The following is a 24190-nucleotide window of genomic DNA, read 5'->3' on the forward strand; positions in this document are numbered from 1 at the left end:
CTCAGCGATTGGCGCGTTCCTCAATGATTGGTCAGGGCGGACCCGGCAGTGGTGAGAATGATCAGCTGCTGGGTGGCCCTGGTCATCGCGACATAGCGGTCCACGGCCCCTTCGATGCCCGTGCCGAATTCCTCCGGATCGATCAGGACGACGACGTCGAACTCCAGACCCTTCACTAGTTCCGGCGCCAGCCAACGCAGGCGCGGCGACGCTGGGAGCGAGCCGCGTCCGACGTCGTTCTTGCTGATGACGCAAGCGATTCCATCGGCGTGCGCGTCAAGCCACGTGGTGAGGATCGAGTCCAGGTCCGCAGCGGATCCGTGGACGACCGGGAGCTCGCTGCTCCGGATGGACGTGGGCACGTTGGCGTCGGGGAGGGCGGCCTTGATGACAGGTTCAGCCTCGGCCATCACTTCCTCGGGCGTTCGGTAGTTGATGCTGAGATGCGTCAGGTTCACGTTGCCCAGTCCTATCCGCTCCAGGCGTTCCTGCCAGGACTCAATGAATCCATGCCTGGCCTGCGCGCGGTCACCGACGATGGTGAAGCTCCGGGACGGGCAGCGCTGCAGGAGCATCTGCCACTGGGCATCGGTCAGTTCCTGTGCCTCATCCACCACCACATGGGCGAACGGGCCGGCGAGCTGGTCAGGGTCGGCGATCAATACTGACTCGTCCATGAGCTTCTCCTGCATGTCCTCGCCGCGCAGCATGGACATGACCAGCATTTCGGAATCGTCAGCGGCTACGAGGTCTTCCACAACGCGATCCATGAGTTCACGTTCGGCGGCGGCCTCGGCCTTCTGTCGACGCCTTCGTTTGGATGCTTCAGGATCGCCCAGCCGTTGCCGGGCTGCGTCCAAGAGGGGCAAGTCCGACACAGTCCAGGCGTTCGGATCGGCCCGCTGAAGCCTTCCCGCGTCCTCAGTACTGAGCCAAGGGGCGCACAGACGCAGGTACGCAGGCACCCGCCACAGGTCGGCCACGAGATCCGTGTAATGAAGCAGCGGCCACGCCCGGCTGAACGCTTCCACCAGATCCGGATTCCGGGCGAATGACTGCCGAAGCAAGTCCTCCGGAACCTCGTCCGTATCGAACTTGTCCACCAAAATGGTGAGCAGTTCCTCCCAGACTTCCTCGCGCGCCTCATTGTGGGGAGTGCCTGGTGTTGGCAGGTCGAAGGCCTCGGCCCAGTCGTCTGCGCTGAGCCAGACGTCGGCCCAGGGCGTCTCGACTTCCAGACCCTCCTTCGGCGGTGACTCGTAGAACCTCACGGCCGGCTCAATCGCCTTCACCAGGTCCGCAGAAGATTTCAGACGGGCAACTTCGTCGTCGGCTTCAAGGGCAGCGTCGGCTCCTTCAGGCACGAGGTCGCGCAGGGTGCAGGTCTGCACGCCCTCCTCACCAAGGCTGGGAAGGACATCGGCAACGTACGCCAGGAAGGGCCGGTGGGGGCCGACGAACAGGACGCCGCCCCTGCGGTGACCGAGCCGGGGGTCCGAGTAGAGGAGATAGGCCGCGCGGTGCAAGGCGACCACAGTCTTCCCTGTACCGGGACCGCCGTCGACCACCAAAGCACCCCGGGAAGACGCGCGGATGATGGCGTCCTGGTCTGCCTGGATAGTGCCGAGCACGTCCCGCATCCGTGCCGAGCGGCTGCTGCCCAGGCTGGCGATGAAGGCTGAAAGGTCCTCAAGCGCAGCGGTGCTGCCGGGCAATTCCGCCGAGGCCGGGTCTTCCGTGAACGCCTCGTCCCAGTAGTCGGTAACCCGGCCACGGGTCCAGCGATAACGACGGCGGGCCGCCAGACCCATCGGGTTGGCGTGGGTGGCTCCGAAGAAAGGCTCGGCGGCGGGCGAACGCCAATCGATCAGCAGCCTGCGGCCGTCACTGTCCGTGAGTCCGAGTCGCCCAATGTAGAGAGGTTCAGTGTTGCCGGCGGGGACCATCCGGCCAAGGCAAAGGTCCAGGCCGAAACGACGTAGTGCACGAAGCCGACCGGTCAGCCGACGGGTTTCAACGTCCTTCTCCACGGCCTCCTGGCCGAAGCGGCTTGGGGCTTTGCGGATGGCATCGAGCTGATCGGATAGCTCGGAGATGGTCTGCTCAAGGCTTTCAGCGATGGCTGCGAAATGCTGCTCATCGGCAGCGATCAGGGCTGGATCTGCTTTGGGTGCGAGGTGCTCGGGAAGGTTGAACGCGCTGGTTGTGAGGGGCACGTTGTCAGCTCCTTTCTGGGCTGATGACGCCGGAACCGCGCGTTTGAAACAGCGCGTACTCCCGGCGTCGGCTCTCAATTTTGCAGCAACCCCCGGGCCTTGCGGCAAGCCCCCCAGTGCCGTATAGATTGAAAGTGAGGAGACACAACGTGTCTCCTTTTTTCGTGCCTTTTTGCTGGGCTGTTTTAGGGGGTCTCGGCCTTCTCTTGACTTAAGAACTGAGTAAGCTCAGAATTGAGTCAACTCAGTTATTTCGTCAGGAGACCCCCAATGAGAGCCTTCGTCCTCAAAAAGTACAAAGAACCCCTGCAGGAAGTTGACGTTCCCGAGCCGTTGGTTGGGGAGCACGACGTGCTGGTTCAGGTGAAGGCGGCCGGCCTGAACCAGTTGGACGAGAAGATCCGGCAGGGCGAGTTCAAGCAGGTCCTCCCGTACAGGCTGCCGCTGATCCTTGGCAACGACCTCGCCGGAGTGGTGGTCAGTGTTGGTGCAAAAGTACAGTCCTTCAAACCAGGGGATGAGGTGTTCGCCCGCCCGGACAAGGATCGCATCGGTACGTTTGCCGAGCGGATCGCCGTGGCCGAGGCGGACCTTGCCATCAAGCCGGCGTCGATCAGTATGGACGAGGCTGGATCCCTGCCCTTGGTGGCCTTGACCGCCTGGCAGGCGCTCGTTGAACGCGGCAAAGTTGGCCCGGGCCAGAAGGTCCTGATCCATGCGGGGGCCGGGGGAGTGGGCTCCATCGCGATCCAGCTGGCCAAGTACCTTGGGGCCACCGTTGCTACAACGGTCAGCGCCGCAAACGCGGACTTTGTCCGCGAGCTCGGGGCCGACGTCGTCATTGATTACCGGACGGAGGACTTCGCGGAAATCCTCCATGGCTACGATCTCGTTCTGGATAGCCTCGGCGGTGAGAATCTGGAGCGGTCGCTGAAGGTCCTCAAACCGGGCGGTAAGGCCATCGGCATCTCAGGCCCGCCGGATCCCGGCTTTGCCCAGGAGCTCGGAGCAAACGCCGTGATGAAGGGCGCTGTCGCGCTCATTAGTGCCGGCATCCGGCGTAAGGCCCGTCGTCTCGGGGTCACCTATGAGTTCCTCTTCATGCGCGCCAACGGCAGCCAGCTGCGCGAGATTGCCGCGCTCATCGACGCCGGCGAAATCCGCCCCGTGGTGGGCCGCATAGTTCCGTTCGACCAGACGCCGGAGGTCCTTGCGGAGCTGGACAAGGGCGGCGTCCGTGGCAAAACAGTCGTCAGCCACTAAGTAAATCCACTAGTCAGGAACAAACACCATGAGCAATGTCATCACCGCCTACAAGGACGCACCGGTCAGCACAATTACGGCCGGCGGCGTCACCTACAGTTACCGTGAGCTGGGCCCGAAGGGTGGAATTCCCGTCGTCTTCCTGGTCCACCTCGCTGCCACGATGGACAACTGGGATCCGCGCATCATCGACCCCATCGCCCGGAAGCACCACGTGATCACCTTCAGCAACCGCGGTGTCGGTGCCACAACCGGCAACGTTCCGGGCACCATAGAGGAGATGGCGGAAGACGCCGCGACCTTCATCAAGGCGCTCGGGCATCAGAAAGTAGACCTCTTTGGATTCTCGCTCGGGGGCATGATTGCCCAAGCTTTGGTGCTCAAATACCCGGAGCTGGTGCGCAAGCTTGTTCTTGCCGGCACTGGTCCTGCAGGCGGGAAGGACATCGACAAGGTGGCCCGCGTAACCTACTACGACGTCCTGCGAGCAACACTGACCCGGCAGGACCCCAAGGAATTCCTGTTCTTCAACCGCAATGCTGCAGGCAAGCCCGCCGCGAGGGCATTTATCCAGCGACTCAACGAGCGCACCGCCAACCGGGACGCACCCATCAAGACCAAAGCCTTCCAGACGCAGCTCAAGGCCATCAAGAAGTGGGGCCGCACGGAACCGGCCAACCTGGGCGCGATCACCCAGCCGACCCTCATCGCCAACGGCGACAACGACCGCATGGTTCCGTCCCGACTCTCCGACGATATGCACCTCCGGATTCCGGGCAGTGAACTGGTCATCTACCCGGATTCAGGGCATGGCGGCATCTTCCAGTACCACCAGGAGTTCGTGCCCGTTGCCCTCGAATTCCTTGGCCGATGATCCAGCAAGCGCTGATACGGTATTTGAATGCAGGCTGTGCCCCAGACCCTTGGCCGACGCGAGCGGAATAAACAGGAGAAACTTGACCGCATCACCGCCGCCGCCCGCGAGCTCTTCACCCAGTACGGCGTAGACGAGGTCACCACCCAGCAAGTGGCTGAAAAGGCCGACGTCGGATCGGGAACCTTGTTCTTGTACGCCAAGACGAAGGCGGAGCTGCTTCTCCTTGTCCACAACGTCAAATACGCTGAAGCGCTCAACTCGGGCGTCGCCGCCGCGGAACAGGAAGAAGCTGTCCTTGACGGGATCATGGCGATCATCCGACCCATCATCAAATGCAACCGGGTCCAGATCGAGAACGGCCGGACGTACCTGAAAGAGATCGTCTTTGGCGACCCCACCGAACCGCATCACGCGGAGGCACTTGCCCTGACTATTCGCACGGAAGCTGCCATCGCAGAGGTGTTGCGGCGGGATGAGCAATTGACGGCCCGGGACCCAGCGAAAATTGCAAGGGTCATCTCGGCGATCATGTTCGTCAGCATGAGCTCCTCCGCCAATAGCGGTCTCACCGACGAGCAGGTCGGAGATGAGATCCGCGATCAGATCAACGTGGTTTTGGCCGCAGGGAGCTAGCGGCCGCAGACGCAGTCTCTAGTGGGAGTGCCCGTGTCCGTGGTGGTCGTGGGCGCCTTCGGTCGTCATTCCCGCAGCCGCGGCAAGATGGCTCCAGCCGGCGTCGCTCAATGCGTGGTAGGCGATGTGGAGTTCCTTGGCAGGCTCGCCAACGGAGGCCGTGTCGCGCCTTTCAAGGACAGCGATCAGCTCGTCTGCCGCATGGGTGAACCGGCTGGCAGCGGCCTGCAGATCCGGCGGCCAAGTGATCGCTGCGACGGCGATGTGTGCGTTGCGGATAAGTGCAGCCCAGTTCCGGTCGATCTTTGGGGCCGGGCCGGTGAGGGTGGTTGCGATCCCGTGGAATCCGACGTTGTCGATATGAGTCAGTGACGCCAGCAGCCCGGCCGGCGTCACCGGCTGTGCGCCTGTGTCTGATGGGTCCATCGCAGCCTCCAACGGGGTCCTTCCTCCAAGGATGCCTTCAATGCATCACCTGCTCAAGGGCATCCGCGTGGCCTGTTTGGGAGATGCAAACGAGTCCATCCAAGAAGCCGACGCCGATCACACCTTGCGCAGGTTGGGGTGCGAGGGGCCGGTAGGCTGAAACCGACGATCGTTGACCCGGCACATCGTTGACCCGGCACGCGTAAGGAAGGACTGTTGTGGAACCACGCCCGACCATAACCAGGTTCTTCCTCAGAGCAGGCCTTCTGGCTGCGGTCCTGGCATTGATCGCCGGACTGTTGGGCATGCACATCATGGTCGGCCCCCACTCCCTGCACACCGCCGTCATCACCACTGCGGCGGACACATCCGCTACGGCCGTCCCAGCCCCTGGCGATGCCGCAACGCATACCGGTCATGCGGGCGCGTCGCAGTCTGTGAGCGGAGACACGGGTATGGCGCCGCTGGCGCATTGTTCTTGCTCCGGGAACTGCTCATCTGCGCATGTGGCGGGCGGTTCCTGCATCCCTTCAGTCGGGCCCGGCGGTCTGGCTGCGCCGGTTCGGGACAGCACAACCACGGCGCCGTCCACCTTCCAGGTCCAGGCCGATCCTTCCGGCACACTGTGGTCTTACCAGCCCGGAAGTCCTTCACCGGGTGAATTGTCGATCAGCAGAACATAATCGGTCGCCCGCGCCGAGATCAGGGCCGCGCCGAGATCAGCGCGCCGCCGAGATCAGCGCGCGCCCGGATGACCGGGCTGCCCGAATACTTGGGCAGCGGCACTCTTCTTCTGCCGCAGCCAGTGCCACTGCCCAGCGGCTTCTGCTGGGCATCACCACAACCTTTCCGAGTGGGTGCATCGACGCCCACCCCTCCTTGTGAAAGACCACTTATGAACACTCAAAAACTCTTGCCCCTGTCCGCAGTTGCCCTCGCGGCGGCCTTGGCCCTTGCCGGTTGCAGTACCGGCACTCCGGGTTCGACCGGGACCTCCATGCCGGGGATGGATCACGGCTCCATGGGCTCCTCAAGCCCCGCTGCGTCAACGTCATCGCAAGCTGCGGGAGACCACAACGCAGCGGACGTGATGTTTGCCCAGATGATGATTCCCCACCATGCGCAGGCCGTGGAAATGAGCGACATGATCCTGGCCAAGCAAAGCATCCCCAATGAAGTCAGCGCCCTCGCCACCCGCATTAAGGACGCTCAGAGACCGGAGATCGAGAAAATGACTTCCTGGTTGTCCGGCTGGAACCAGTCCACGCAGATGCCCAGCGGCCATAGCATGGAAGGCATGATGGGCGCCGATGACATGGCGAAACTCCAAGCAGCCCAAGGTGTCGACGCCGCAAAGCTGTTCCTGACCCAGATGATCGCCCATCACAAGGGTGCGGTGGTGATGGCCCAAACAGAAACCAGCAGCGGTCAAAATGCCGATGCGGTGCAACTGGCCAAAGACATCGTGGCCGCGCAGGAAGCTGAAATCAAGGAGATGCAGCAACTGCTGACCACCCTCTAAGCAAGGCTCTGGCTGTCGGCCCGAACAGGGCCGGCAGCCCCTTGCAGCCTTGCTCCTCTGGTTCATCTACCAGCACGGCTACCGCAACCACGGTCCGGACGTCGTGAAAATGCCTAGATAACCAATGTCCAAGTCACCAGCCCGCACATCGCAGCACGGCCTACCGGACGGCAGGTAAATGTGAAATGTTCAGACCATGACCGATGACGATTTGACCGAACTTCGGGCGCAGGCAGACCAGGGCAGCCGGGACGCCGTTGACCAGCTTGTGGAACTGGCCGCTGAGCGAGGCGACCTTGAGGAGCTGCGTCGTTTTGCCGCGCGGGGGAGTTCCGACGCCGTGGACCTCCTCATTGAGCTTGCCTCAGAGCGCGGCGATGTGGAGGAACTTCGACGCCACGCGGAGGGCGGAAGCCGGACAGCAGCCGAGGTCCTCGCGGAGCTTGAAGAAGAATACGGCACGGAATGAGAGCCCTTGGCGTCAGACCTGCCTGGAGCTAGGGCAGCGGCAATTTGCGGTCAACGCGGTATGCGGAGAACACAAGGACGCTCAATCCCACGAGTACCGCACCGTAATAGTAGAGGACGCCTGGAAATCCAAGGTGTACCCCTAGTACTCCGCTGAGAAACAGCTGCGCCGCGATCCCGACCAGAATGAAAACTGCGGCGATGCGTCCAATCTTCGCGCCCTTGGATAGGTCGGTGCCGCGGGGGACGCCCGACACGAAGTCAGACACACTGAACTGATCGCCCAGGCTCAGACTCTTTTCATCGGCTTCTTTGAGGAGTCCGGGAATCATGTTTTCAGCGACTCCCCGGCGCCTCAATGCGTACACAAGATCTTGTTGTGTGCTGGTTTTCATCGACTTACTCCATTCCCGCGTGATGCGGTTAGACAACATCCTTGGTTCGGTTTCTCCAGATACCGATCACACAAGGAATAAGGATCCATATGACAGCTGAAGATGCGGCAGCTGCAGCGTTGCCGCCTTCGGTCAGAACGTTGGTGAACGTGGCGGATTGAAGAAATGGCGTTGCATCGCCAGCGACCAGACCAATCAGCGAGTCGAAAACAAAAGATTGAAACAGCACAAAGACAATCGCGAGTGGCGTGGACAGGAGCGCGGAAGCGACCGCAGCCCCGGACATGACGCCAACCAGGGTGGCGCAAAGCAGTAGCCAGACACTCCTGTTCAGGCTTCCGAACATGATGTCCGAGCTCGTGAAAACGGAGAAGCCCGCCGATACAGCAAAAGCCACGGCACAAATCACCAGCATTGTGGCGAGACCAAAGATGGCCACAGCGATGTACTTTGCGAGGAGCAGCACTCCCCGCCTTGGCTGTAGTACGAAGAACTTCACATTGTCGCGGTGCTGCCAGTCGGAAGTGATCGCGAGAATCGAAATAATTGGAGCACCGATGCCAGCGGGCAACGCCAACGCGGCAAGCATCATGGACATGTCAATCGGCTCGTTGCGACTGGCTGAGACGGCTACGAACGCGACGATCATCAGGATGCCTAGAAGCGTCATGCTAAAGAGAAGCCATCGCGAGCTGCGGGTATTGATGAGTTTTCGCATTTCGACGTAGACGGCAACGCCGATGGGGTTCGATACCGGACTGCTGATGCCGCTCATTTCCCCTCCTCCGTCCTGGAGACCGCTGCAAACTCCGGGGAAGTGAGTTCACTGTAGTAACTTTCCAACGATTCCACCGACTTTCTGTGCAACAGGCTCACTTGGATGCCATTCCTCCAAAGGATTTCACCGACGCGCTCCGGTGACGACATCACTGAAATTCGCTCACTGGCGGAATGAGGGGCGTCGGCCAGTGCGATTCCCTCGGCATGCAGGACGCGCCTGATTTCAGACCGCTGAGGGCCATCGACTTCAGTGACTTCCGTTCCTCCAAGGTCTCCGATGGAGGAGTTGGAGATCACGCGGCCGCGGTCAATGATGACTACGCGATCTACATAGGACTCAAGCTCATTCAGCAAATGGCTTGAGATGAGAACGGCACCACCGTCGGCGGCAAATCGACGGATGGATGCCTTAAGCCAACTCATTCCCTCGACGTCCAACCCGTTGGCTGGTTCGTCCAGGACGAGGTACTTGGGATCGCCCAGAAGAGCAATGGCCAAACTAAGGCGTTGGCGCATGCCCAGGGACAGTGACCGTACTTTTCGACGACCTGCACTGGCCAGGCCCACCGACTCTAGAACGGCATCCACCCTCTGCCTCGGGAGCCCCATCATTGCGGCGGCCAAAGTGACTGTTTCTCGGGCCGACCTGCCGGGATGGTGTGCCGAAGGATCAAGCAGGAAGCCTATCTGTTGCCCTGGGTTCAGCAGTTCATGGAAGGGCGAGCCAGCAATCGTAATGGAGCCGGTGTCTGGCCGGGTCAACCCCGCGATCATTCTGAGCGTGGTGGATTTCCCGGACCCGTTTGGCCCGATGAACCCGGTAATCGTCCCTGGGGCGCAGCTAAAACTCAACTCGTGGACGGCTTTTATGTTTCCGAAAGACTTCGAGATGTTATCCAGTCTCAGGGTCATAAGAGCGCATCCCGTGAATTCATGAAGTCCCCCTTTCAATACACCCACTATGAGTGCATTGCTGCTTTAGTACGAATTGTTTGTGCAGGTACGACGCCGGACCCGCCTCCCTGCCGGCGCCTTAACTAACGCTGACCAAGACTTGGTCGATGCGGGCCAGGAGACCAGGCCAGCCGTTGCCCATACCTTCAATGGCCTGCCGTCCCATGGGGGTGTTCAAGTTGAAGCCGGCGTGCTCGAAGTGAAGGACGGTGCCGGTTTCGGTGGACTCCAAAGCCCAGGTAATGGTGGTGTCCAGGACACCCTCGGCGAAGACGAACGTGATGGAGGTGCCGGGTTCGACGGCGGTGACTTCGCACTGCTGCTGGCCCCAACCACCCATGTCCATGGTGAATCGATGGCCCACGATTGGAGCGATATCCCCGGCAGCCCACCAGCGGGCGAGCAGTTCCGGGGTTGTCAGGGCAGCCCACACTGCCTCTTTGGGGTGCGGGAAGGTGCGCTCAAGGCGGATGGCGTTCTCGGTCATGGGGTGTTTTCCTCATCCAGTAGTTCGGCCAGGGCGTCGAGCCGCTGGTTCCAATATTGCTCGTAGTTCTTCAGCCAGTTGCTGGCTTCCCGCAGGCCCTGGGCCTCAAGGTGGTAGATCCTGTGCCGGCCTTGCCGCTCCTCGCGGATCAGGCCAGCTTCCCGCAGGACCGCCAAATGCTCTGACGCCGTAGATCGACTGAGGTCCAGGCGGCCCGTGAGATCGCCCGCCGTCAAGGGACCCTCACGGAGGCTATCGAGGATGGTGCGCCGCGAAGGGTTCGCGAGGGCGCCGAAGACGTCGGGTAGCACTCGATGATGATATGTCGGAAATTTCCGAAATGACAATCTGGGTGGTTCTTGCCGGCCAAAGATAGGGGGATCAGACCAGCGCCGTCATGACGTTCCAGCCTTCGCCGATCTGTTTCCGTGGCTCCAGATGGCGGCTTCCAATGCCGGGATAGAGCCAGAGGATGCCATTGGTGTCCCGGGCAATGATCTGCGAATACCCCTCGTAGTTGTTGTCGAAGTTGCCGGTGGCGATGATTGCCGTCATGGTGTTCCAGCCTTCGCCGACTTGCATCCGCGGGAGCCACCCGCCCGTGCCGTTTCCGGGGTAGAGCCAAAGGCGGCCGCTGGTGTCCCGGGCCAGGAGGTCCATTTTCCGGTCTTCATTGAAATCGCCGCGACCGATCAGGGCAGTCATCACGTTCCAGCCTTCGCCGATTTGGAACCGGGGGAGCCACCCGCCTCGGTGATCTCCCGGATATAGCCAGAGGCGCCCCTCGGCATCACGGGCCATGAGATCCGCCATGTAATCACCGTTGAAGTCCCCAGGTCCCACCAGGGCAGTCATGACGTTCCATCCAACGCCCACGTGCATCCGGGGCTTGAGAGTTCCGCCGCCTGTGCCCGGGTAGAGCCATAAGTCGCCGTTGGTGTCCCGGGCCAGGAGGTCGTCCGTGAACTCGCTTTGAAATTTGCCCGGACCGACGATTGCGGTCATGACGTTCCACCCCTGGCCCATTTTGAACCGGGGTTTCTTCCAGCCGCCAAGGCCGTCACCGGGATACACCCAGAGGTCGCCTGCTGTGTCGCGGGCAAGAACGTCGTGAAAGTAGCTGGTATTGATGGTGACGTAGTCCCAGTTGTTGTTGGGAACGCTCAAAGCCCGGGTGGCGGTCTTGTCTGCCTGGGCAGGAACCACTGCGAGGCCTACGAAAAAGACCGCAACCATGGCCACAGCTGCGCCAAGGAAAAGTGGGCGCCTCCGGCTTCGAGCCCTTCGCAATGCAGTAGTGCGCCGTGCAGTAGTAGTCGACCTTGATCGGAACATCACTGTTACCCCCATTAGCAACATAGCCATCACGCGATGGACCGGAGCTTATCCGGATCGCCGAAGTTTTGTTAGGGGTTGACGGAAAGCCCTGTCATCCTAGAGACATTCAGGTTTCACCGGTCGGGACGGAATCGAGGAGCAATGAGGCGGGTTGGCTACTTCACAGCGGCAGCAGCGGTTGCCGTCCTGCTACTCTCCGGATGTACGGAAACAGCGGACCCGATCGCCCCCCCGTCGACCCCCAGAGCATCCCTCTCCGACCTCGCCAGGGTTCCTTGGGATGGCGGCCCGGCGTTCTATAAGCAGTTCAGCAAGGCCGATGCGGCAGAGTGGGACGACCCGAACTTTTTCCCGATTGGCGTTTGGTACGGGTCGGTGAACCCGGACCAGATGACGTTCGACAAAGCCAGGGGCATCAACTTCTACGCCCAAGGCAACCCAGGCACGGACGCGGCCGCGGTAGCAGCTCAGGGCATGTTTACCCTCTACAAGCCGGAGAACGCGCCCGACAACTGGGCCGCGCAGGTCGGTGCCCTGATGGAAGATGAGGTGGACGGCAGGTTTGGACCTGAAGAGGGACTGGCCCACATGCGGCGCCTCGCAGAGCAGTACGCCCCCGCAAAAACGGGCATGTTCACGTACGTGAACTGGACGAACGGCATCCTCACCTACGACCGGTCCATGCAATTCAGCGCAGACTACTGGAACACATCCAACGTTAACTCCGTCGCCCAGTATTACTATTCATGGCCGTGCCTCGGCGCCTCGCGCTTCCGGTCACTGACCGGGACCGACAACGTAAGGACGGAGACCTGCCACACCGCGTCCATGTACGCCAAGTCAACCGAGCTGATGAGAGAGATCAACAAGTACCGGGGTGTCCAGTCACCCATCTGGGCGCTTCCAGAGGTCGTGTCCATCGGCGGCGACGCCGGCGACTACCGGCAGATCACCCCGGCGCAAGTCAAAGCCCAAGTATGGGCGGCGCTCATCCACGAAGCCCGGGGCATCATGTGGTTCACGCAGTCACCGGACCAGCCACAAATTAACGAATGCCAAACCGGCGACGCGCTCGCCACGGTCCGCCTCACGGATGCGGCGTGCGCTCGGGATCAAGTGCAGGCCATGGGTGAGATCAACGCAGAAGTGAAGGCCTTGGCACCCGTTCTGAACACGCAAAGCTATGTATGGAACTTTGGCGACGGGTTGGACACCATGCTGAAAAGCTACAACGGCGACGCTTACATTTTCGCGATGACGCAGGACGCGCTGACCGGGCAGCGGACCTTCACCCTGCCAACGGGTGTCACTCCCAAGACGGTTGAGGTGGTGAACGAGAACCGCACGATCGCCGTGAAGGACGGGAAGTTCACGGATGACTTCTCCGTTGAATCCACGCATCACGTCTACAAGGTGAGGCTGTAGGGGCGCTGCGCCCGCCTGTTCAGTCCTGTGCATTTCGTTGCCCTTCGCAGTGCAACCGCAAGAAACTCCTTGAGGAAACCCACTCAATGAGGAGCCTCACTTGCACCCACAAACCTTGGCCAGAAGTCTGGCCGCAACCACCGCATCCGCAGCGCTCATCGCTGCCACGCTGGTAGCCGCCGGAGTCCCAGCCAGCCCCGCAGCAACCGCAGCCGAACTGCCTCCGCCGCCTACCGGCGTCGTGTATGCCAGTGACGTCCCATGGTCCAGCATGACGAACGGCTGGGGTCCGGCCGAACTGGACATGAGCAACGGCGGCCAAGCGCTCGCGGACGCCAATCGCGCGCCGCTGACCATCGGCGGCACCGTGTATGCGAAGGGTCTGGGCACCCACGCGGCGTCGTCCATTACGTATAACCTCGGCGGGCAGTGCCGGCAGTTCCTCGCCCAGGTGGGTGTGGACGATACCCAGGGTGATCGCGGCCGGGTGGACTTCAAGGTCCTGGTGGATGGACTGGAGCGTTTCGCGGGGGAGCGGAAGGGCACCGACGGAGCCCTGCCCGTCAACGTGGATCTGAGGGGCGGCACCACGCTGCAGCTGAAGGTTGAGGCCGGCCCGGAAGGGAACGGCAACGATCACGCCGACTGGGCTGATGCCAGGATCAACTGCTCCGACGCGTTCCTTGCCGCGCCGCTGCGTATCGAGGGCTCAGCCGGGACGAACCTCAACTCGCTCGTCCCGGGGACCCCTGCGACCGTCGTCGTGCGTGATCTTCAGCCATTGAGTCCCGTCAGTCTCAGCCTCCGGGGCGAAAACGTGGCCGACGCCGTTGCTGACGCCACCGGCGTTGCAACCATCACCTTCGTGGTGCCTGCTGGAGCCGCAGGCGGGACGACGGAACTCGTCGCCAACGGCACTGGCCCCTTCGACGTGGCGACCACCGGCAGGGTCGGCGCGTTGATCGTGCAGATCAGCGATGCGAAGTTCTATGTGGACTGCTCGGCGGCCAGTCCCGGTGACGGCAGCCAGGCCAGCCCGTTCAACTCGATCGCCCAGGTCAACGGCCACGGCGCGTTCAACGCGGGCGAATCGGTCCTCTTCCGGGCTGGTGCTGACTGCACTGGCGCGCTCACGCCCGCGGGCACCGGCGTCGCGGACCACCCGATCACACTGTCCGCTTACGGCGACGGCGACAAACCCACCATCAACGGCAACGGCGCGGTGGCAGCCATCCAGATCACCAATGCCAGCCACTGGACGGTCAGCGGACTGCATGTGGTGAACCCGTCGGACACTCCCGTGCGCAGGGTGGGCATCCTCTTTGAGAACAGCGGAACGGCGCAGACCGCCGGAATCGTGGTCACGGGAAACCACGTGGAAGACGTGGCGGGCTGGCGCAACAAGGCCACCAACGGCGCTGGGTTTGCCCAGTCTGCCGGCATCATGGTGCGCTCCTGGGGCAAGGGCTCGGTGGACGGCATCACCATCACCGACAACGAGGTGAACGATGCCGCCGGCGGTGGCGTGAAGATCTCCGCCCCGGACACCACCGAGCGCTACAACACCAAGGTCTACGTAGCGCGCAACAAGATCCACGACGTGGGCGGCGACGCGATCGTGATCCACAACTCCGACGCACCGCTCATCGAGTACAACAGCGGACTCAACCTCGGCCAAGGCGCCCACCCCTATGAAGGCGGCAACTTCGCCGGCATGTGGCCGTACAACTCCAAGAACCCCGTATTCCAGTTCAACGTTGTGGGCAACAGCAGCACCTCTGTGTACGACTCCACGGCCTGGGACTGCGACATGAAGATCGTGGGAACCTGCCTCTTCCAGTACAACTACTCGTACGGGAACGCGGGCGGCTTCTACCTGAACTGCGTCTCGAACTGCGGCGGCGGGGCCACCGCGGCGAACGTGGTGCTGCGGTACAACATCGCCCAGGACGACTGCCGGTTGGGCGGAAGCAGCAGCGGTACGGGCAAGCACTACCTCTACAACAACACCTTCTACTGCCCATCGCGCGCCTTCCTGGACGACATGACCGGCCCGCGCGAGGTCCGCAATAACCTCTTCGTGGCGCCGGGCGGTGGTTTGAAAGTCGCGTCGGCTGTGTATGCGAACAACGCGTACTTCGGCGGTATCTTGCCGCCCGCTGGAGAGACGGGTTCGGTGCTGGGTGATCCTCGGTTGGTTGCTGGCGGGAGCGGGCAGACTACGCTTTCTGTTCCGGGGTATCGGCTGCTTTCCGGGTCGCCGCTGCTTGGTGCCGGTGTTCGGATTAACGACGACGGCGGCAGGGACTTCTTCGGGAACCCCACCTCTGGTGCCGAGTCTGTTGGGGCGCCGAACATCGGTGCTTACCAGGGGCCTGGGGTTGCTCCTGCTGCTTTGCCCTTTGGTTCTTTGGTGAACCAGACGTCGGTGGCGAATGCGGCCAATCCGCGGAATGGGGCTGTGACGGCTGATCGGCGGACGTTCTCGGAGGAGGCTCTGGCGGCGGGTGGGCTTGTCTCGGGCGAACGGTATTCGGCATTTGGGGTGTCGTCCGTTTGGCATCCTACGGCGGTGGGGACACCGGATACCTTGAAGGCTGCGGGGCAGGAAGTGCTTGTTTCGGGCAAGGGGCGGACTTTGCTGGTGACGGGATTCTCCACGGGGAACGTGTCCTCGGGCGTCGCGACCGTGCACTTCACGAACGGGCAGAGCCGGCAGGTGACGCTTTCTCTACCGAACTGGCTCTCCGGGGTCGCTTCGGATACGAGCGTTGTGGTGGCTTCGTCGGCCTATCACCAGCGGCACACGCAGGCTTACATTGGTGGGTCTTCGACCGTTGTGCGTGTGGATGAGCCCGCTCGCGTGTTCGCTACGAAGATCGACATTCCGCCGGCGTTCGAGGTGTCTAGCGTGACGCTGCCGCAGGGGAGTGCCCTGGTGGATGAGGGGCTGAACGTCATGGATATTGCGGTGGGGAATTTGCCGGTGGGGTTGGGGTGATTCGCATCGGCTGATTGAAGCAGGAAAGGTGTGGGACCCGCCGGAGAGGCGGGTCCTGCGCCTGTTCGCACCTTACTTCCCATGCCTGCAAGTGGTGGGGCGGCAATGCTGAGCGGCGGATGGACGTGCAGGGATGTGGAAGGTGCTGTCGAAACTGAGCACAGAAACGTCCTTCGGGACGCGTCGGTCGTGGCGTTGGAGTTCGTTGACCACCGCTGCGCTCATTTCTTCGCTCACGGCGAAGATAGCGGTGAGACCGGGAATTTGTTCCTGGGAGGCTGTCAAGGCCGGGTGCGCCGCTCCTGTAGATGAAGCTTGCCGACCCCTCTCCGTGCGGCATGACGGCAGCCTGTTTGCGATTACGGAAGAACCACGGCACCAGCTCGAGCAGCGCCTGTCGGTGTGGGTAACATCGTTGATATCGAGGTCTGGCGGGTGCAGGTCAAGCTCTCTTCGGAGCGGCACTTCGGGATCTTCCTGCTGTGCCTTCAACCTACCTCCACGCTATGGCTGCTGGGGTCCATCGCTGTCATTGAGGGGTAGCGGTGGGCGTATGCGTTTAGCTTCTTGTAGGCATCCAAGCGAAATATGGGGAGTGGTTGCTTGTCCCCAATGCCAGCAAGCCATGCACCGCCATGTCCGCCTCACCCCATGGGAGAAACGCTAAGCCAGGCATGAGGTGGGCTCCCTCCAGGTCATATTTTGCGCTTTCCCAGCTTGCTGACGTAGTTCGATCTGTCGGGGCGAACTGCTTCAATGCTGACTTGTCCACCTCGGCAACGCAGCTGGCTTCAAGGGCATCGTCTAAGCCGACGACAAGCAACTTCCAGTGGCTGTCGGATAGCCCCGTCTCGAACTCGTGACGACTGAGGAAAAAGGAAAGACGGCCTCTGCGAGTAGTCGATTTCACTTCAAGATGCCATTCAGCCTCTGGAAGTGAAGCTGAAATGTCATATCCGAACCCGTCATCCGTTGCGGCTACGTGATTGATCGCACCGGGCCACTTGGCCTCCAGCAGTGCACAGAGTGCCATTTCTCCTGCGCTTCCCACCTGTGCTCGCCGGGCTAGATCTATCTTTGCACTTACCCGTCGTACGACTCGTAACCCTGAATCGGGCGACAAACCAAGAACTTCCGACCATCTCTCTATGTCCTGCGGTAGGTCATCGCTACTGTGGACCAGCACGTCAGCATTTTCCAGCCACGGAGGGTCCGCGGCTCTTAACAAACTCGCCAGGAGGTATTCTCTCTTGTTCTGGGATGTCATTTGCCCCAATGCTTGCGACCGGTCCAAGCTGCTATTCGGCAACCCGGTCCAGGACATCGAGTGTAACCATTCGAGGGCAGTGGAATATTGGGTTGGAGTCAGGTCTGCGTATCTGGAGTTAGACCGGATAAGGATGGAAGCTTGGAGCTCGGTGGAGCGTCCCAGCAAATCAAGCCACCGAGCCGCAGCGATAATCACTCCTTCAGCAGGAATCATCGGTTGAGGTAACTAGTAAGTGCCGCCAGGTCGGACATATCCATTCCGACCGATTCATCGACTTCTTCTTCCAAGTCACCAAGAACACGCACATTGGGATCGTCGAGGATACCGCCCATGAATTCCAGCTTGCGTGCCAGCCGATCCTCGACCACCTCGTCGATGGTGCCTGTAGCGGCCAGAACGGTGATCTTGGTTATGGTGGAAGGAGCCAGGCCCAGTCGATGGATCCGATCCAGACTTTGCAGGAATCGGCCGGCGGAAAAATCGCGGTCAACATACACGGCATCGTGACACGCATGATGGAGGCTGACTCCTTCGCCGAGCGTGGCGGGGTTGGACAGCAGAACCGCGCATGTGGGGTCTTGCCGGAAGCGCTTGAGCTCCTCGTCCCGGTCGATTGTCCCCCCGTGAATCAAGGCCGGATTGAATTCCGCGAGCATTCTTTCAAGTGATTTGAGGTTTCGAACGAACGTCGACCAGATAAGCGTTTTTCTGCCCTTGGCCGCATTCTTTTCTACAATGCTGCGTACCTCCTGATACTTGGGGTTGAGCTCGTAGAGTGGTAGATCCCGAAGAAGCTCCATGGCAGTAGCGCCCTCTGGAACCAGATAGGGCGGCACACGGTAGGGCAGCGCTTCGTGTTTATCCGAGCCAACGGCAAGAAGTGCAGGCGAAGTGGCGGCCATCAACAAGTAGAGAAGAATTTTTCCGAGCGCGGCCATGTCGCCGGCTTCAGAGGCTAATGCAAGCTTCCCTTGCCCAAGAAGGGCGTCATAAATTTCTCGGTGCAGTGGCGGTAGATCCACTCGCCGGATCGATATGTCCACCGGGGGTAAGTCCAACTCGGACTTCGTTGTTCGCGTGAAAAGCGGTTTGAGGGCTCGGCTGGCTACGGCCAAATCCTCGTGTGCCACCGCTCGTTGGACCGCCGCCCTGCCCTGTCCTGGCCATACGAATGAGAAGAGGCTTTCTAGGTCTCTAGAGCCGTTCGGGGCGGGCGTACCAGTCAGAATCAGACGATTAGTCGCGTACGGGCCGAGAGTCAGGCAGGCGCTACCCCAGGCCCCTGCGCTGCCGAGTTTCATTCGGTGGGCCTCGTCTAGGACCAAAAGAGTTGAAGCGGCCTTCATCCACGTAATGAGGGGCGGGAGTGAATTTGGCAGACGTTCGTAATTGACGAGAAGAATATCGGCATCCGGGGGAAGTCCCCCGGTCCATACGTGCGTTGTCATGGGCTCGCCTTGAAAGCAGACTCCGGCTTCGTACTCCCAGCTTTCGAATGCAGATTTAGGACACACAACGAGCATGCGTTCGATTGATCCGGCGGCGCGACGAGCCGCGTAGATGGCCATACTCGCCCTGGTCTTTCCAGCACCAGGAACACTGAAGTTTGCGCCGTGATTTAGAGCCATGAGTTTAGACAGATCACGGGTCTGGTGCTCGGTGAGCGGAGCAACCCAGTTGGGCGGCAGAACGGGGACGGGCAGCTGATTGACTTCCTCGGCATTGAGCCGAGCATCTACCAATGTGGAGTCCTGAACGTTTCCTTCGACGAGTCGAAGGAGTGCACCATCCCAGCGGACATCGACGTCGTCAGCGGGCCATCGGGCTAATTCTCGAAGGTTGACGAGGAAATCATCTAGTTCAATGCTGATGGACGTCTTGTGCAGGCTCAGACTCGTCGAAAATCGGGTTGCAAGCATCCGAAGATGAGGGGAATTGCCCTCGTCGCATGAAAGATCAACCCTCCCTGCCATGAGGGAAAACCGGAGGTCGAGCACTCTATTTTTCCGCCCCGATTTCTACGCGAGTTATTGCCTGGAGCCACCGAACGCCGTCCGTCGGTTCGCTAAGGCCACGACTGACGATCTGTGCAAGCTTGTGGAGATTCTCACGCATCACTCCAATCTCCTCCTCCAGATCGGACACGCTGAAGTTTCCTGTTGCCTTGGCGCTTGAGACGGCCTCAAGAACCAGCTCAAGCGCGTCGTTCGCATCGGACAATCGGTCGGTGGCTGCTAATTTCCTCTTTAGGACTCTGCCTTGGCGGCCAGCCAGATCCAATCCGTCATCCAGGGCGCTGTGGGTACTTGTCAACAATTGTTGGGCCGCTGCGCGTTCCGTGCTGGGTACATCCACGTGAGCCTGCGTGGCGGCTTTAGCCTGCAGTACGGCGGTGGTCGACGCCTTCAGTGCTTCGACCATCGCGCTCGGGCCGGGCGCCGACAGTTGCGTACCGGGGATGCGGACAGCAGTCCCCCCGGTGGGGCTCGGTTTCGGCATAAGTGGCTTAGCGTATTTACCCACAAAGTCTGATTCGATCAACCGCAGGTCTGTCTTGGATTTATTAAGGGCTATGGCCAAGAGTCGCTGTTCTCTGAGAGCTTCAGCTTCATCGGGTGCCTTTATTTTTAGCGCCGAATAGGTTCGGTAGAGCTCTTCGAGTTTCCCCTGTTGCTCTTCGAAATCCACCAGACGCAAGGAAACCTGCTGACCGTCCGAACCGACAATCTTGCTTCTGTCGATTGCTTCTCGGATGAGGCTCAAGATCCATAGGTGACGTTCGAGGGTTGCCGCTTTTATTCGGAAGTCAGCCGTGATCTCCGATGTTGGCCGTCCCTGAAGGATCCTTTCCTCGATAGCGAGTAGGAAGTTCATGAATGAGTAATCGCGCTTGTGGTCCTTGCGTAGCTGAAGGGCAAGTTCGATGGACCGTAGATCGTCCAGACTGGCATCGGGCGGAAGTACCCCGACGCGGATGTGCTCTTGTTTTAGTTCCGACAGTGCAGCACGGCGGGTGTTGCCGTTGATCAAAACCCCGCTACGAGTAATGATTCCCGGATCGCTTTGACCGTGTACCTTCAAGTCTTCTTTGAGCGCCTCAAAAGCCGGGTCAACCGACTCAGGGTTCGTAGGGTCACCTTTGAGCAGCTGATGAAGGTATGCCTGGCCCAGGTCACCGTAAGGATCGTTGTCCAGTTCTTGGTCCTTCGCGCTGTCGATACTGCGCTGCGCCCGTATGCGGTGTGTGGCGGGATTGTAATACAGAATCTCCACCGGCATGGAGATCACCGGCAAGTGCACTGAGCTCCCACGCCATTCAATCGAGACGCTCTCTTGTACGCCCTCGGCAGAGCGGCTTGCCGCAAGGCGCTCTTCAATGATGGCCTTGTTGTCCTGCGCACGCCCTGGCACGTTGCTCATGGTTGCCCCCCTTTAAGGTAAAGATCCCGATTGCATTCTACGTCCTTACGGTAGTCAGCCCTTCAGGAGGAAATTTGAGCGCAAAGTATGTCTCGCGTTGTCTATAGGGTTGGGAATCAAAGATGATTGGCGACATGAATCTTCCGGACTGGAGAACGAGTATTGCAGGGACGCGCACCCGAGCAGCTTTATGGTTGGCCTCACAGGTTGGCGAAGGAGGTGTGTTCACGAAGGCACAGCTGAGGGAGGCTTTTCCGGGAGTTGAACAAATCGACCGCCGTATGCGGGACCTAAGGCAAGACGGATGGATCTTGTCCACGTATGCCCAGGAACGGGCACTGGCCGTGGACGAGCTTCGGCTCGTCAAAATCGGCGGTCATATCTGGGAACCGGGCTACAAATCTAATCACACTCCCCGCGCAAGTGACCGTGAGCGCCGTGAGACACTGGCGAGGGACAACTTCGCCTGCATTTTCTGTGGCATAGGGGCTGGGGAAACGTACAGCGATGACCCTGCTCTCGCCGGCCAGCTAAACGTCACATGGTGTGACGCGGCTGCACCACGGGGACGTTATGTGACCACGTGTAAACGGTGCCGGAATCCCCTCGCGGAAATTGGGTCGAGCGATGTCGCCTATGAAGCAGCCGAGACCCTTGTCCCTGATGAGATGCGGCTACTAATGGATTGGATACGGGTTGGACATAGAACCCCGCGACAGATTGACAGGGTTTGGGGCCTTGTAAGGCTTCTTTCAAAGGGCGAGCGCGAAAATCTGCTGACCAGGCTCGAGGAGCTAGCCAATTGAGGCGCAGCGTTGTCGGTCCACGTGCTGCGGTCGGTCTTTAGTAAAGCGCCGCGTGTCAGACGGCAGAACCACTACCAATGAAATGAGAGGATGGACGACATGATCGCATCCTCCTCACAGCTCACCGTGCTCGAAATCTGCGCCGGAGCAGGAGGTCAATCAGTCGGTTTGGAGAAGGCCGGATTCGGACATTCCCTCGCCGTAGAAATTGATGCAGATGCGGCGGCTACTCTTCGCCTAAACCGCCCCGAATGGGACGTGCATCAGGGGGATGTGCGAGAAATCAGTGGCAGTGGGTACAAAGGGGTCGATCTCCTGGCCGGCGGAGTCCCCTGTCCGCCATTCAGCATTGCTGGCAAACAGCTGGGCGCTGACGACGAGCGCGACCTTTTCCCTGAGGCCCTTCGCCTCGTCCGCGAAGCCTCGCCTAGCGCCGTCATGCTTGAAAACGTTAGGGGGTTGGCATCTGCTCGATTCACCCCTTATCGGCAATCAATTTTGGAGGCCCTCGACAAGCTCGGCTACGACGCGGACTGGCAGTTGTTCAACTCCAGCGAGTTCGGTGTCCCACAACTGCGCCCACGATTCATCCTTGTGGCCATGAAACGGCGCCACTTCAGGAAATTCTCCTGGCCCTCAGCGCAAGGGACCCCTCCGAGTGTTGGAAAAATCTTGCTGCCTTTGATGAAGAGCGGTGGTTGGCCTGGGGCGGAGGCCTGGGCAGCACGGGCTAACTACATCGCCCCTACAGTTGTTGGGGGCTCAAAAAAACACGGTGGCGCTGATCTCGGTCCCACCCGCGCGAAAGCAGCGTGGTTGCAGCTGGGCGTCGATGGTAAGGGGATTGCCAATGAGGTTCCTGGCCCCGACACCCCGCATGATCATGTACCGCGGCTGACGAACGAAATGGTCGCCCGCGTTCAGGGGTTCCCCCCGGAGTGGCAGTTTGCAGGCCGTAAAACCTCGGTTTACCGCCAAATTGGTAATGCATTCCCCCCTCCCGTCGCGTGCGCAATCGGGAATTCCATAGCCCATGCTCTCGGAGTGAAGAGCCGTCCGGCCAAGATTGGCATCGAGTTTGTGGACCGTCATCTCCAGGCTGTGAGCTGACGCCTTCTCAGCCGAGTTAGCGGGAAGGGGTTAACTTCCTACCGATCGCGCGGTAGAAGATCATCAGTGACCGCTAGCATCTATTGCCCGCCACCGAAGCGAATTTCCACCAAGGTCATTCCACTTGCGTCATGACCTCTGGTCTGCAGGCCCAGGTTCTCCCCGGGGCGCTGTCTTTGCCTATCGAAGCTCAGCGCCATCCCGCTTCATCCGAAGACAGCGGGCTACCCTGGCAGCTGTGGTCCCGTGTCCGACAAGCCCTCTACTTTTGTATCCGTTCAAGGGTGGATCGCACGCTTTCCAGGGTACCTCCGTAAGGCCGCATCCACGCGTGGACCGCTCCGGGTCGTACCTCCAGCCAAGATGTTTCGCTGGCACCGGAACCCGTGTGCTGCCCCATGTGGCCGATCACGTGTTCTTTGATTACGTTTTTCGGTAGCAGCCATGCGTGCACTTCGAAGGGGGAAATGCCAAGGCAAAGACAGTACGCATAGTCTTGGTCTCGGATCTGCTGGAACTTATAGAACCCTGCGTCCCAAAGGGTCGACATCTTGATTTGAACTAAATGTCCATTAATCCAACGATCCCCTTTTCCGTCTGGTGCTCCCTCTATAAAAAGTCCAACCGCCCGAGCCCACTCAGTTATCAGGGCCTTGCCGACTCGCCCCTTCGTAGCGGAGGGGACTCCGCGGATCCACTCGAAAGGACTCCCGGACCATGCGTCGTTTAACGCAATATTGCCGAGAAGCTTCGCAGAGGCGGATGTCATAACCTCGTAGTCGTCTATATCCATTAGGCGCAGTCGGGTTTTGCTGGGGCAAGCGACACGAATTGGACTGATCCCTCCGCGTTGTCGGCACCTCTCAGCTGGGAGGTAAGTCTCGCCTTGATCGTTACTAGGGACTCAGGGTTCTGGTCAACCATCACAAATTTCCGTCCGAGCGAATGAGCGACTGCTCCTGTTGTCCCGCTCCCCGCAAAGAAATCGAGTACCCAGTCACCCGGGTCGCTGCTTGCCTGGACGATGCGTCGAAGAATCCCTTCAGGTTTCTGTGTGGGGTATCCCGTCTTTTCCTTTCCCATCGTGGACACAATGGTGTGCCACCAGACATCGCTGGGGAGAACATCAGCAGCGGGCGGCGATGAACCCATGCCGGGAGCCCTATACAGGTCATATTCGACGGCCTGTGCGTTGAAGAGATATGTGTCGGGATTTTTTACGTAGACCAATATGTTGTCGTGTTTTGTTGGCCACTTCTTACGGGCGCGGGCTCCGTAATCGTAAGCCCAAATGATTTCATTCAAGAAACATCCGCTTCCAAAGATTGAGTCCAGGCAGACCTTTGCATAGTGCACCTCGCGGTAATCGAGGTGTAGGTAAAAGGTTCCATCATCGGCCAACAGACGCCAGGCTTCGAGCAAGCGCGGTTGGAGGAAAGACCAGTAGTCATCAAAAGTATCGTTGTACGCCAATTTAGCACCCTTGATCGTTTCGTACCGCTCACCGCTGAAACCCTGCCTGCTGCCGGTTGGCGATCGGTTTGTTTTTATGGAGTGCCGAACTTGAGATCTTCCGGTGTTGAAAGGCGGGTCGATGTAAATCAGCCGGAAAGTTTCATCGGACAACAAGCCGAGTGCATGTAGATTGTCAGCTTCTATAAGTAGGTTTGGGCCAGAATGACTCCAAGAAAATGTTCTTGATTGTTTGCCAGCTGTCACTTCGGTCATGACGACAACCCTACTTCGTCCCGGTTTATAAAGGGCGAGAATCAGCGGAGAAAGGTGAAAAGCGTGTCGAT

Annotated in this window: 23 protein-coding genes; 10 read left to right on the top strand and 13 right to left on the bottom strand. The window is 60.1% G+C overall.

Annotation, left to right across the window (positions count from 1 at the left end):
- Positions 1-20 precede the first annotated feature (20 nt).
- Positions 21-2216 carry an RNA polymerase recycling motor ATPase HelR gene (gene helR, locus LDN82_RS05750; protein WP_224166688.1) on the bottom strand — a complete coding sequence of 732 codons (2196 nt, stop codon included), beginning with the start codon at positions 2214-2216 and terminating at the stop codon, positions 21-23.
- 270 nt (positions 2217-2486) lie between these two features.
- Here helR and LDN82_RS05755 point away from each other — a divergent pair, with 270 nt between their 5' ends.
- Genes LDN82_RS05755 through LDN82_RS05765 form a run of 3 tightly spaced genes read left to right on the top strand, consistent with a single transcriptional unit; the run spans position 2487 to position 4989 of the window.
- Positions 2487-3479 (top strand): NADP-dependent oxidoreductase, encoded by a 993-nt coding sequence (locus tag LDN82_RS05755; RefSeq protein ID WP_224166689.1) that lies wholly within the window; start codon positions 2487-2489, stop codon positions 3477-3479.
- A gap of 28 nt (positions 3480-3507) precedes the next feature.
- Positions 3508-4353, top strand: a complete 846-nt coding sequence (locus tag LDN82_RS05760; RefSeq protein WP_224166690.1) for an alpha/beta hydrolase — start codon at positions 3508-3510, stop codon at positions 4351-4353.
- Between the two features lie 27 nt (positions 4354-4380).
- Entirely contained in the window at positions 4381-4989 is a 609-nt protein-coding gene (locus LDN82_RS05765; protein ID WP_224166691.1) for a TetR/AcrR family transcriptional regulator, read from the top strand.
- A gap of 18 nt (positions 4990-5007) precedes the next feature.
- Here the strand turns inward: LDN82_RS05765 and LDN82_RS05770 are convergent, their stop codons facing one another.
- On the bottom strand, positions 5008-5415 hold the full coding sequence (locus tag LDN82_RS05770) for a hypothetical protein (protein WP_224166692.1): 408 nt from the start codon (positions 5413-5415) through the stop codon (positions 5008-5010).
- A gap of 218 nt (positions 5416-5633) precedes the next feature.
- Here LDN82_RS05770 and LDN82_RS05775 point away from each other — a divergent pair, with 218 nt between their 5' ends.
- From LDN82_RS05775 to LDN82_RS05785, 3 genes are all read left to right on the top strand, one after another.
- Complete coding sequence (locus LDN82_RS05775; RefSeq protein ID WP_224166693.1) at positions 5634-6098, top strand: DUF6153 family protein; 465 nt, start codon at positions 5634-5636, stop codon at positions 6096-6098.
- Between the two features lie 407 nt (positions 6099-6505).
- A complete protein-coding gene (locus tag LDN82_RS05780) occupies positions 6506-6937 on the top strand; it encodes a DUF305 domain-containing protein (protein WP_346347115.1) in 432 nt (143 codons plus the stop codon).
- 196 nt (positions 6938-7133) lie between these two features.
- Entirely contained in the window at positions 7134-7406 is a 273-nt protein-coding gene (locus LDN82_RS05785) for a hypothetical protein (protein WP_224166695.1), read from the top strand.
- 28 nt (positions 7407-7434) lie between these two features.
- On the opposite strand, the gene LDN82_RS05790 is transcribed toward LDN82_RS05785, so the two are convergent.
- The 6 genes from LDN82_RS05790 to LDN82_RS05815 all read right to left on the bottom strand — a co-directional run bounded on the left by LDN82_RS05790 (position 7435) and on the right by LDN82_RS05815 (position 11257).
- Positions 7435-7800, bottom strand: a complete 366-nt coding sequence (locus LDN82_RS05790) for a hypothetical protein (protein ID WP_224166696.1) — start codon at positions 7798-7800, stop codon at positions 7435-7437.
- Between the two features lie 28 nt (positions 7801-7828).
- Positions 7829-8575 carry a hypothetical protein gene (locus LDN82_RS05795; RefSeq protein WP_224166697.1) on the bottom strand — a complete coding sequence of 249 codons (747 nt, stop codon included), beginning with the start codon at positions 8573-8575 and terminating at the stop codon, positions 7829-7831.
- Entirely contained in the window at positions 8572-9492 is a 921-nt protein-coding gene (locus tag LDN82_RS05800) for an ATP-binding cassette domain-containing protein (protein ID WP_224166698.1), read from the bottom strand. Before LDN82_RS05800 ends, LDN82_RS05795 begins: the two co-directional genes overlap by 4 nt.
- Positions 9493-9613: 121 nt before the next feature.
- A complete protein-coding gene (locus tag LDN82_RS05805; RefSeq protein ID WP_224166699.1) occupies positions 9614-10021 on the bottom strand; it encodes an SRPBCC domain-containing protein in 408 nt (135 codons plus the stop codon).
- Entirely contained in the window at positions 10018-10332 is a 315-nt protein-coding gene (locus LDN82_RS05810; RefSeq protein WP_224166700.1) for a metalloregulator ArsR/SmtB family transcription factor, read from the bottom strand. The genes LDN82_RS05805 and LDN82_RS05810 overlap by 4 nt, the downstream gene beginning before the upstream one ends.
- Positions 10333-10402: 70 nt before the next feature.
- Positions 10403-11257 carry a VCBS repeat-containing protein gene (locus tag LDN82_RS05815; protein WP_224166701.1) on the bottom strand — a complete coding sequence of 285 codons (855 nt, stop codon included), beginning with the start codon at positions 11255-11257 and terminating at the stop codon, positions 10403-10405.
- A gap of 243 nt (positions 11258-11500) precedes the next feature.
- Here LDN82_RS05815 and LDN82_RS05820 point away from each other — a divergent pair, with 243 nt between their 5' ends.
- Entirely contained in the window at positions 11501-12784 is a 1284-nt protein-coding gene (locus LDN82_RS05820) for a hypothetical protein (protein WP_224166702.1), read from the top strand.
- A 100-nt stretch (positions 12785-12884) separates the two neighbouring features.
- Positions 12885-15785, top strand: coding sequence for an NPCBM/NEW2 domain-containing protein (locus tag LDN82_RS05825; RefSeq protein WP_224166703.1), 2901 nt, complete (start codon positions 12885-12887; stop codon positions 15783-15785).
- Between the two features lie 72 nt (positions 15786-15857).
- Here the strand turns inward: LDN82_RS05825 and LDN82_RS05830 are convergent, their stop codons facing one another.
- The gene (locus tag LDN82_RS05830; protein ID WP_224167471.1) at positions 15858-16250 is read right to left on the bottom strand and encodes a substrate-binding domain-containing protein; all 393 of its coding nucleotides are present in this window, start codon (positions 16248-16250) and stop codon (positions 15858-15860) included.
- On the opposite strand from LDN82_RS05830, the gene LDN82_RS05835 reads away from it, so the two are divergent.
- Positions 16188-16328: a hypothetical protein gene (locus LDN82_RS05835; RefSeq protein WP_224167609.1), complete on the top strand. Its 141-nt coding sequence runs from the start codon at positions 16188-16190 to the stop codon at positions 16326-16328. The two genes, LDN82_RS05830 and LDN82_RS05835, sit on opposite strands and share 63 nt — an antisense overlap.
- A gap of 16 nt (positions 16329-16344) precedes the next feature.
- Here LDN82_RS05835 and LDN82_RS05840 read toward each other — a convergent pair whose 3' ends face one another.
- The 3 genes from LDN82_RS05840 to LDN82_RS05850 form a co-directional block, all read right to left on the bottom strand.
- Positions 16345-17052, bottom strand: coding sequence for a DUF3883 domain-containing protein (locus LDN82_RS05840; RefSeq protein WP_224166704.1), 708 nt, complete (start codon positions 17050-17052; stop codon positions 16345-16347).
- 212 nt (positions 17053-17264) lie between these two features.
- Positions 17265-19052, bottom strand: coding sequence for a DEAD/DEAH box helicase (locus tag LDN82_RS05845; RefSeq protein ID WP_224166705.1), 1788 nt, complete (start codon positions 19050-19052; stop codon positions 17265-17267).
- Between the two features lies 1 nt (position 19053).
- A complete protein-coding gene (locus tag LDN82_RS05850; RefSeq protein ID WP_224166706.1) occupies positions 19054-20475 on the bottom strand; it encodes a ParB/RepB/Spo0J family partition protein in 1422 nt (473 codons plus the stop codon).
- A 905-nt stretch (positions 20476-21380) separates the two neighbouring features.
- On the opposite strand from LDN82_RS05850, the gene LDN82_RS05855 reads away from it, so the two are divergent.
- Positions 21381-22391, top strand: coding sequence for a DNA cytosine methyltransferase (locus tag LDN82_RS05855; RefSeq protein WP_224166707.1), 1011 nt, complete (start codon positions 21381-21383; stop codon positions 22389-22391).
- Between the two features lie 792 nt (positions 22392-23183).
- Here the strand turns inward: LDN82_RS05855 and LDN82_RS05860 are convergent.
- The gene (locus tag LDN82_RS05860) at positions 23184-24119 is read right to left on the bottom strand and encodes a site-specific DNA-methyltransferase (RefSeq protein WP_224166708.1); all 936 of its coding nucleotides are present in this window, start codon (positions 24117-24119) and stop codon (positions 23184-23186) included.
- Positions 24120-24190 lie beyond the last annotated feature (71 nt).

This window comes from Arthrobacter sp. StoSoilA2, from assembly GCF_019977195.1.
Classification (GTDB): domain Bacteria; phylum Actinomycetota; class Actinomycetes; order Actinomycetales; family Micrococcaceae; genus Arthrobacter.

Coding starts and splice junctions, on each gene's coding strand:
- LDN82_RS05860 (WP_224166708.1), bottom strand. CDS start 24,119: ATGACCGAAGTGACAGCTGGCAAACAATCAAGAACATTTTCTTGGAGT.
- LDN82_RS05785 (WP_224166695.1), top strand. CDS start 7,134: ATGACCGATGACGATTTGACCGAACTTCGGGCGCAGGCAGACCAGGGC.
- LDN82_RS05820 (WP_224166702.1), top strand. CDS start 11,501: ATGAGGCGGGTTGGCTACTTCACAGCGGCAGCAGCGGTTGCCGTCCTG.
- LDN82_RS05790 (WP_224166696.1), bottom strand. CDS start 7,800: ATGAAAACCAGCACACAACAAGATCTTGTGTACGCATTGAGGCGCCGG.
- LDN82_RS05780 (WP_346347115.1), top strand. CDS start 6,506: ATGTTTGCCCAGATGATGATTCCCCACCATGCGCAGGCCGTGGAAATG.
- LDN82_RS05805 (WP_224166699.1), bottom strand. CDS start 10,021: ATGACCGAGAACGCCATCCGCCTTGAGCGCACCTTCCCGCACCCCAAA.
- LDN82_RS05795 (WP_224166697.1), bottom strand. CDS start 8,575: ATGAGCGGCATCAGCAGTCCGGTATCGAACCCCATCGGCGTTGCCGTC.
- LDN82_RS05850 (WP_224166706.1), bottom strand. CDS start 20,475: ATGAGCAACGTGCCAGGGCGTGCGCAGGACAACAAGGCCATCATTGAA.
- LDN82_RS05800 (WP_224166698.1), bottom strand. CDS start 9,492: ATGACCCTGAGACTGGATAACATCTCGAAGTCTTTCGGAAACATAAAA.
- LDN82_RS05815 (WP_224166701.1), bottom strand. CDS start 11,257: ATGGTTGCGGTCTTTTTCGTAGGCCTCGCAGTGGTTCCTGCCCAGGCA.
- LDN82_RS05840 (WP_224166704.1), bottom strand. CDS start 17,052: ATGACATCCCAGAACAAGAGAGAATACCTCCTGGCGAGTTTGTTAAGA.
- LDN82_RS05760 (WP_224166690.1), top strand. CDS start 3,508: ATGAGCAATGTCATCACCGCCTACAAGGACGCACCGGTCAGCACAATT.
- LDN82_RS05770 (WP_224166692.1), bottom strand. CDS start 5,415: ATGGACCCATCAGACACAGGCGCACAGCCGGTGACGCCGGCCGGGCTG.
- LDN82_RS05765 (WP_224166691.1), top strand. CDS start 4,381: ATGCAGGCTGTGCCCCAGACCCTTGGCCGACGCGAGCGGAATAAACAG.
- LDN82_RS05755 (WP_224166689.1), top strand. CDS start 2,487: ATGAGAGCCTTCGTCCTCAAAAAGTACAAAGAACCCCTGCAGGAAGTT.
- LDN82_RS05855 (WP_224166707.1), top strand. CDS start 21,381: ATGATCGCATCCTCCTCACAGCTCACCGTGCTCGAAATCTGCGCCGGA.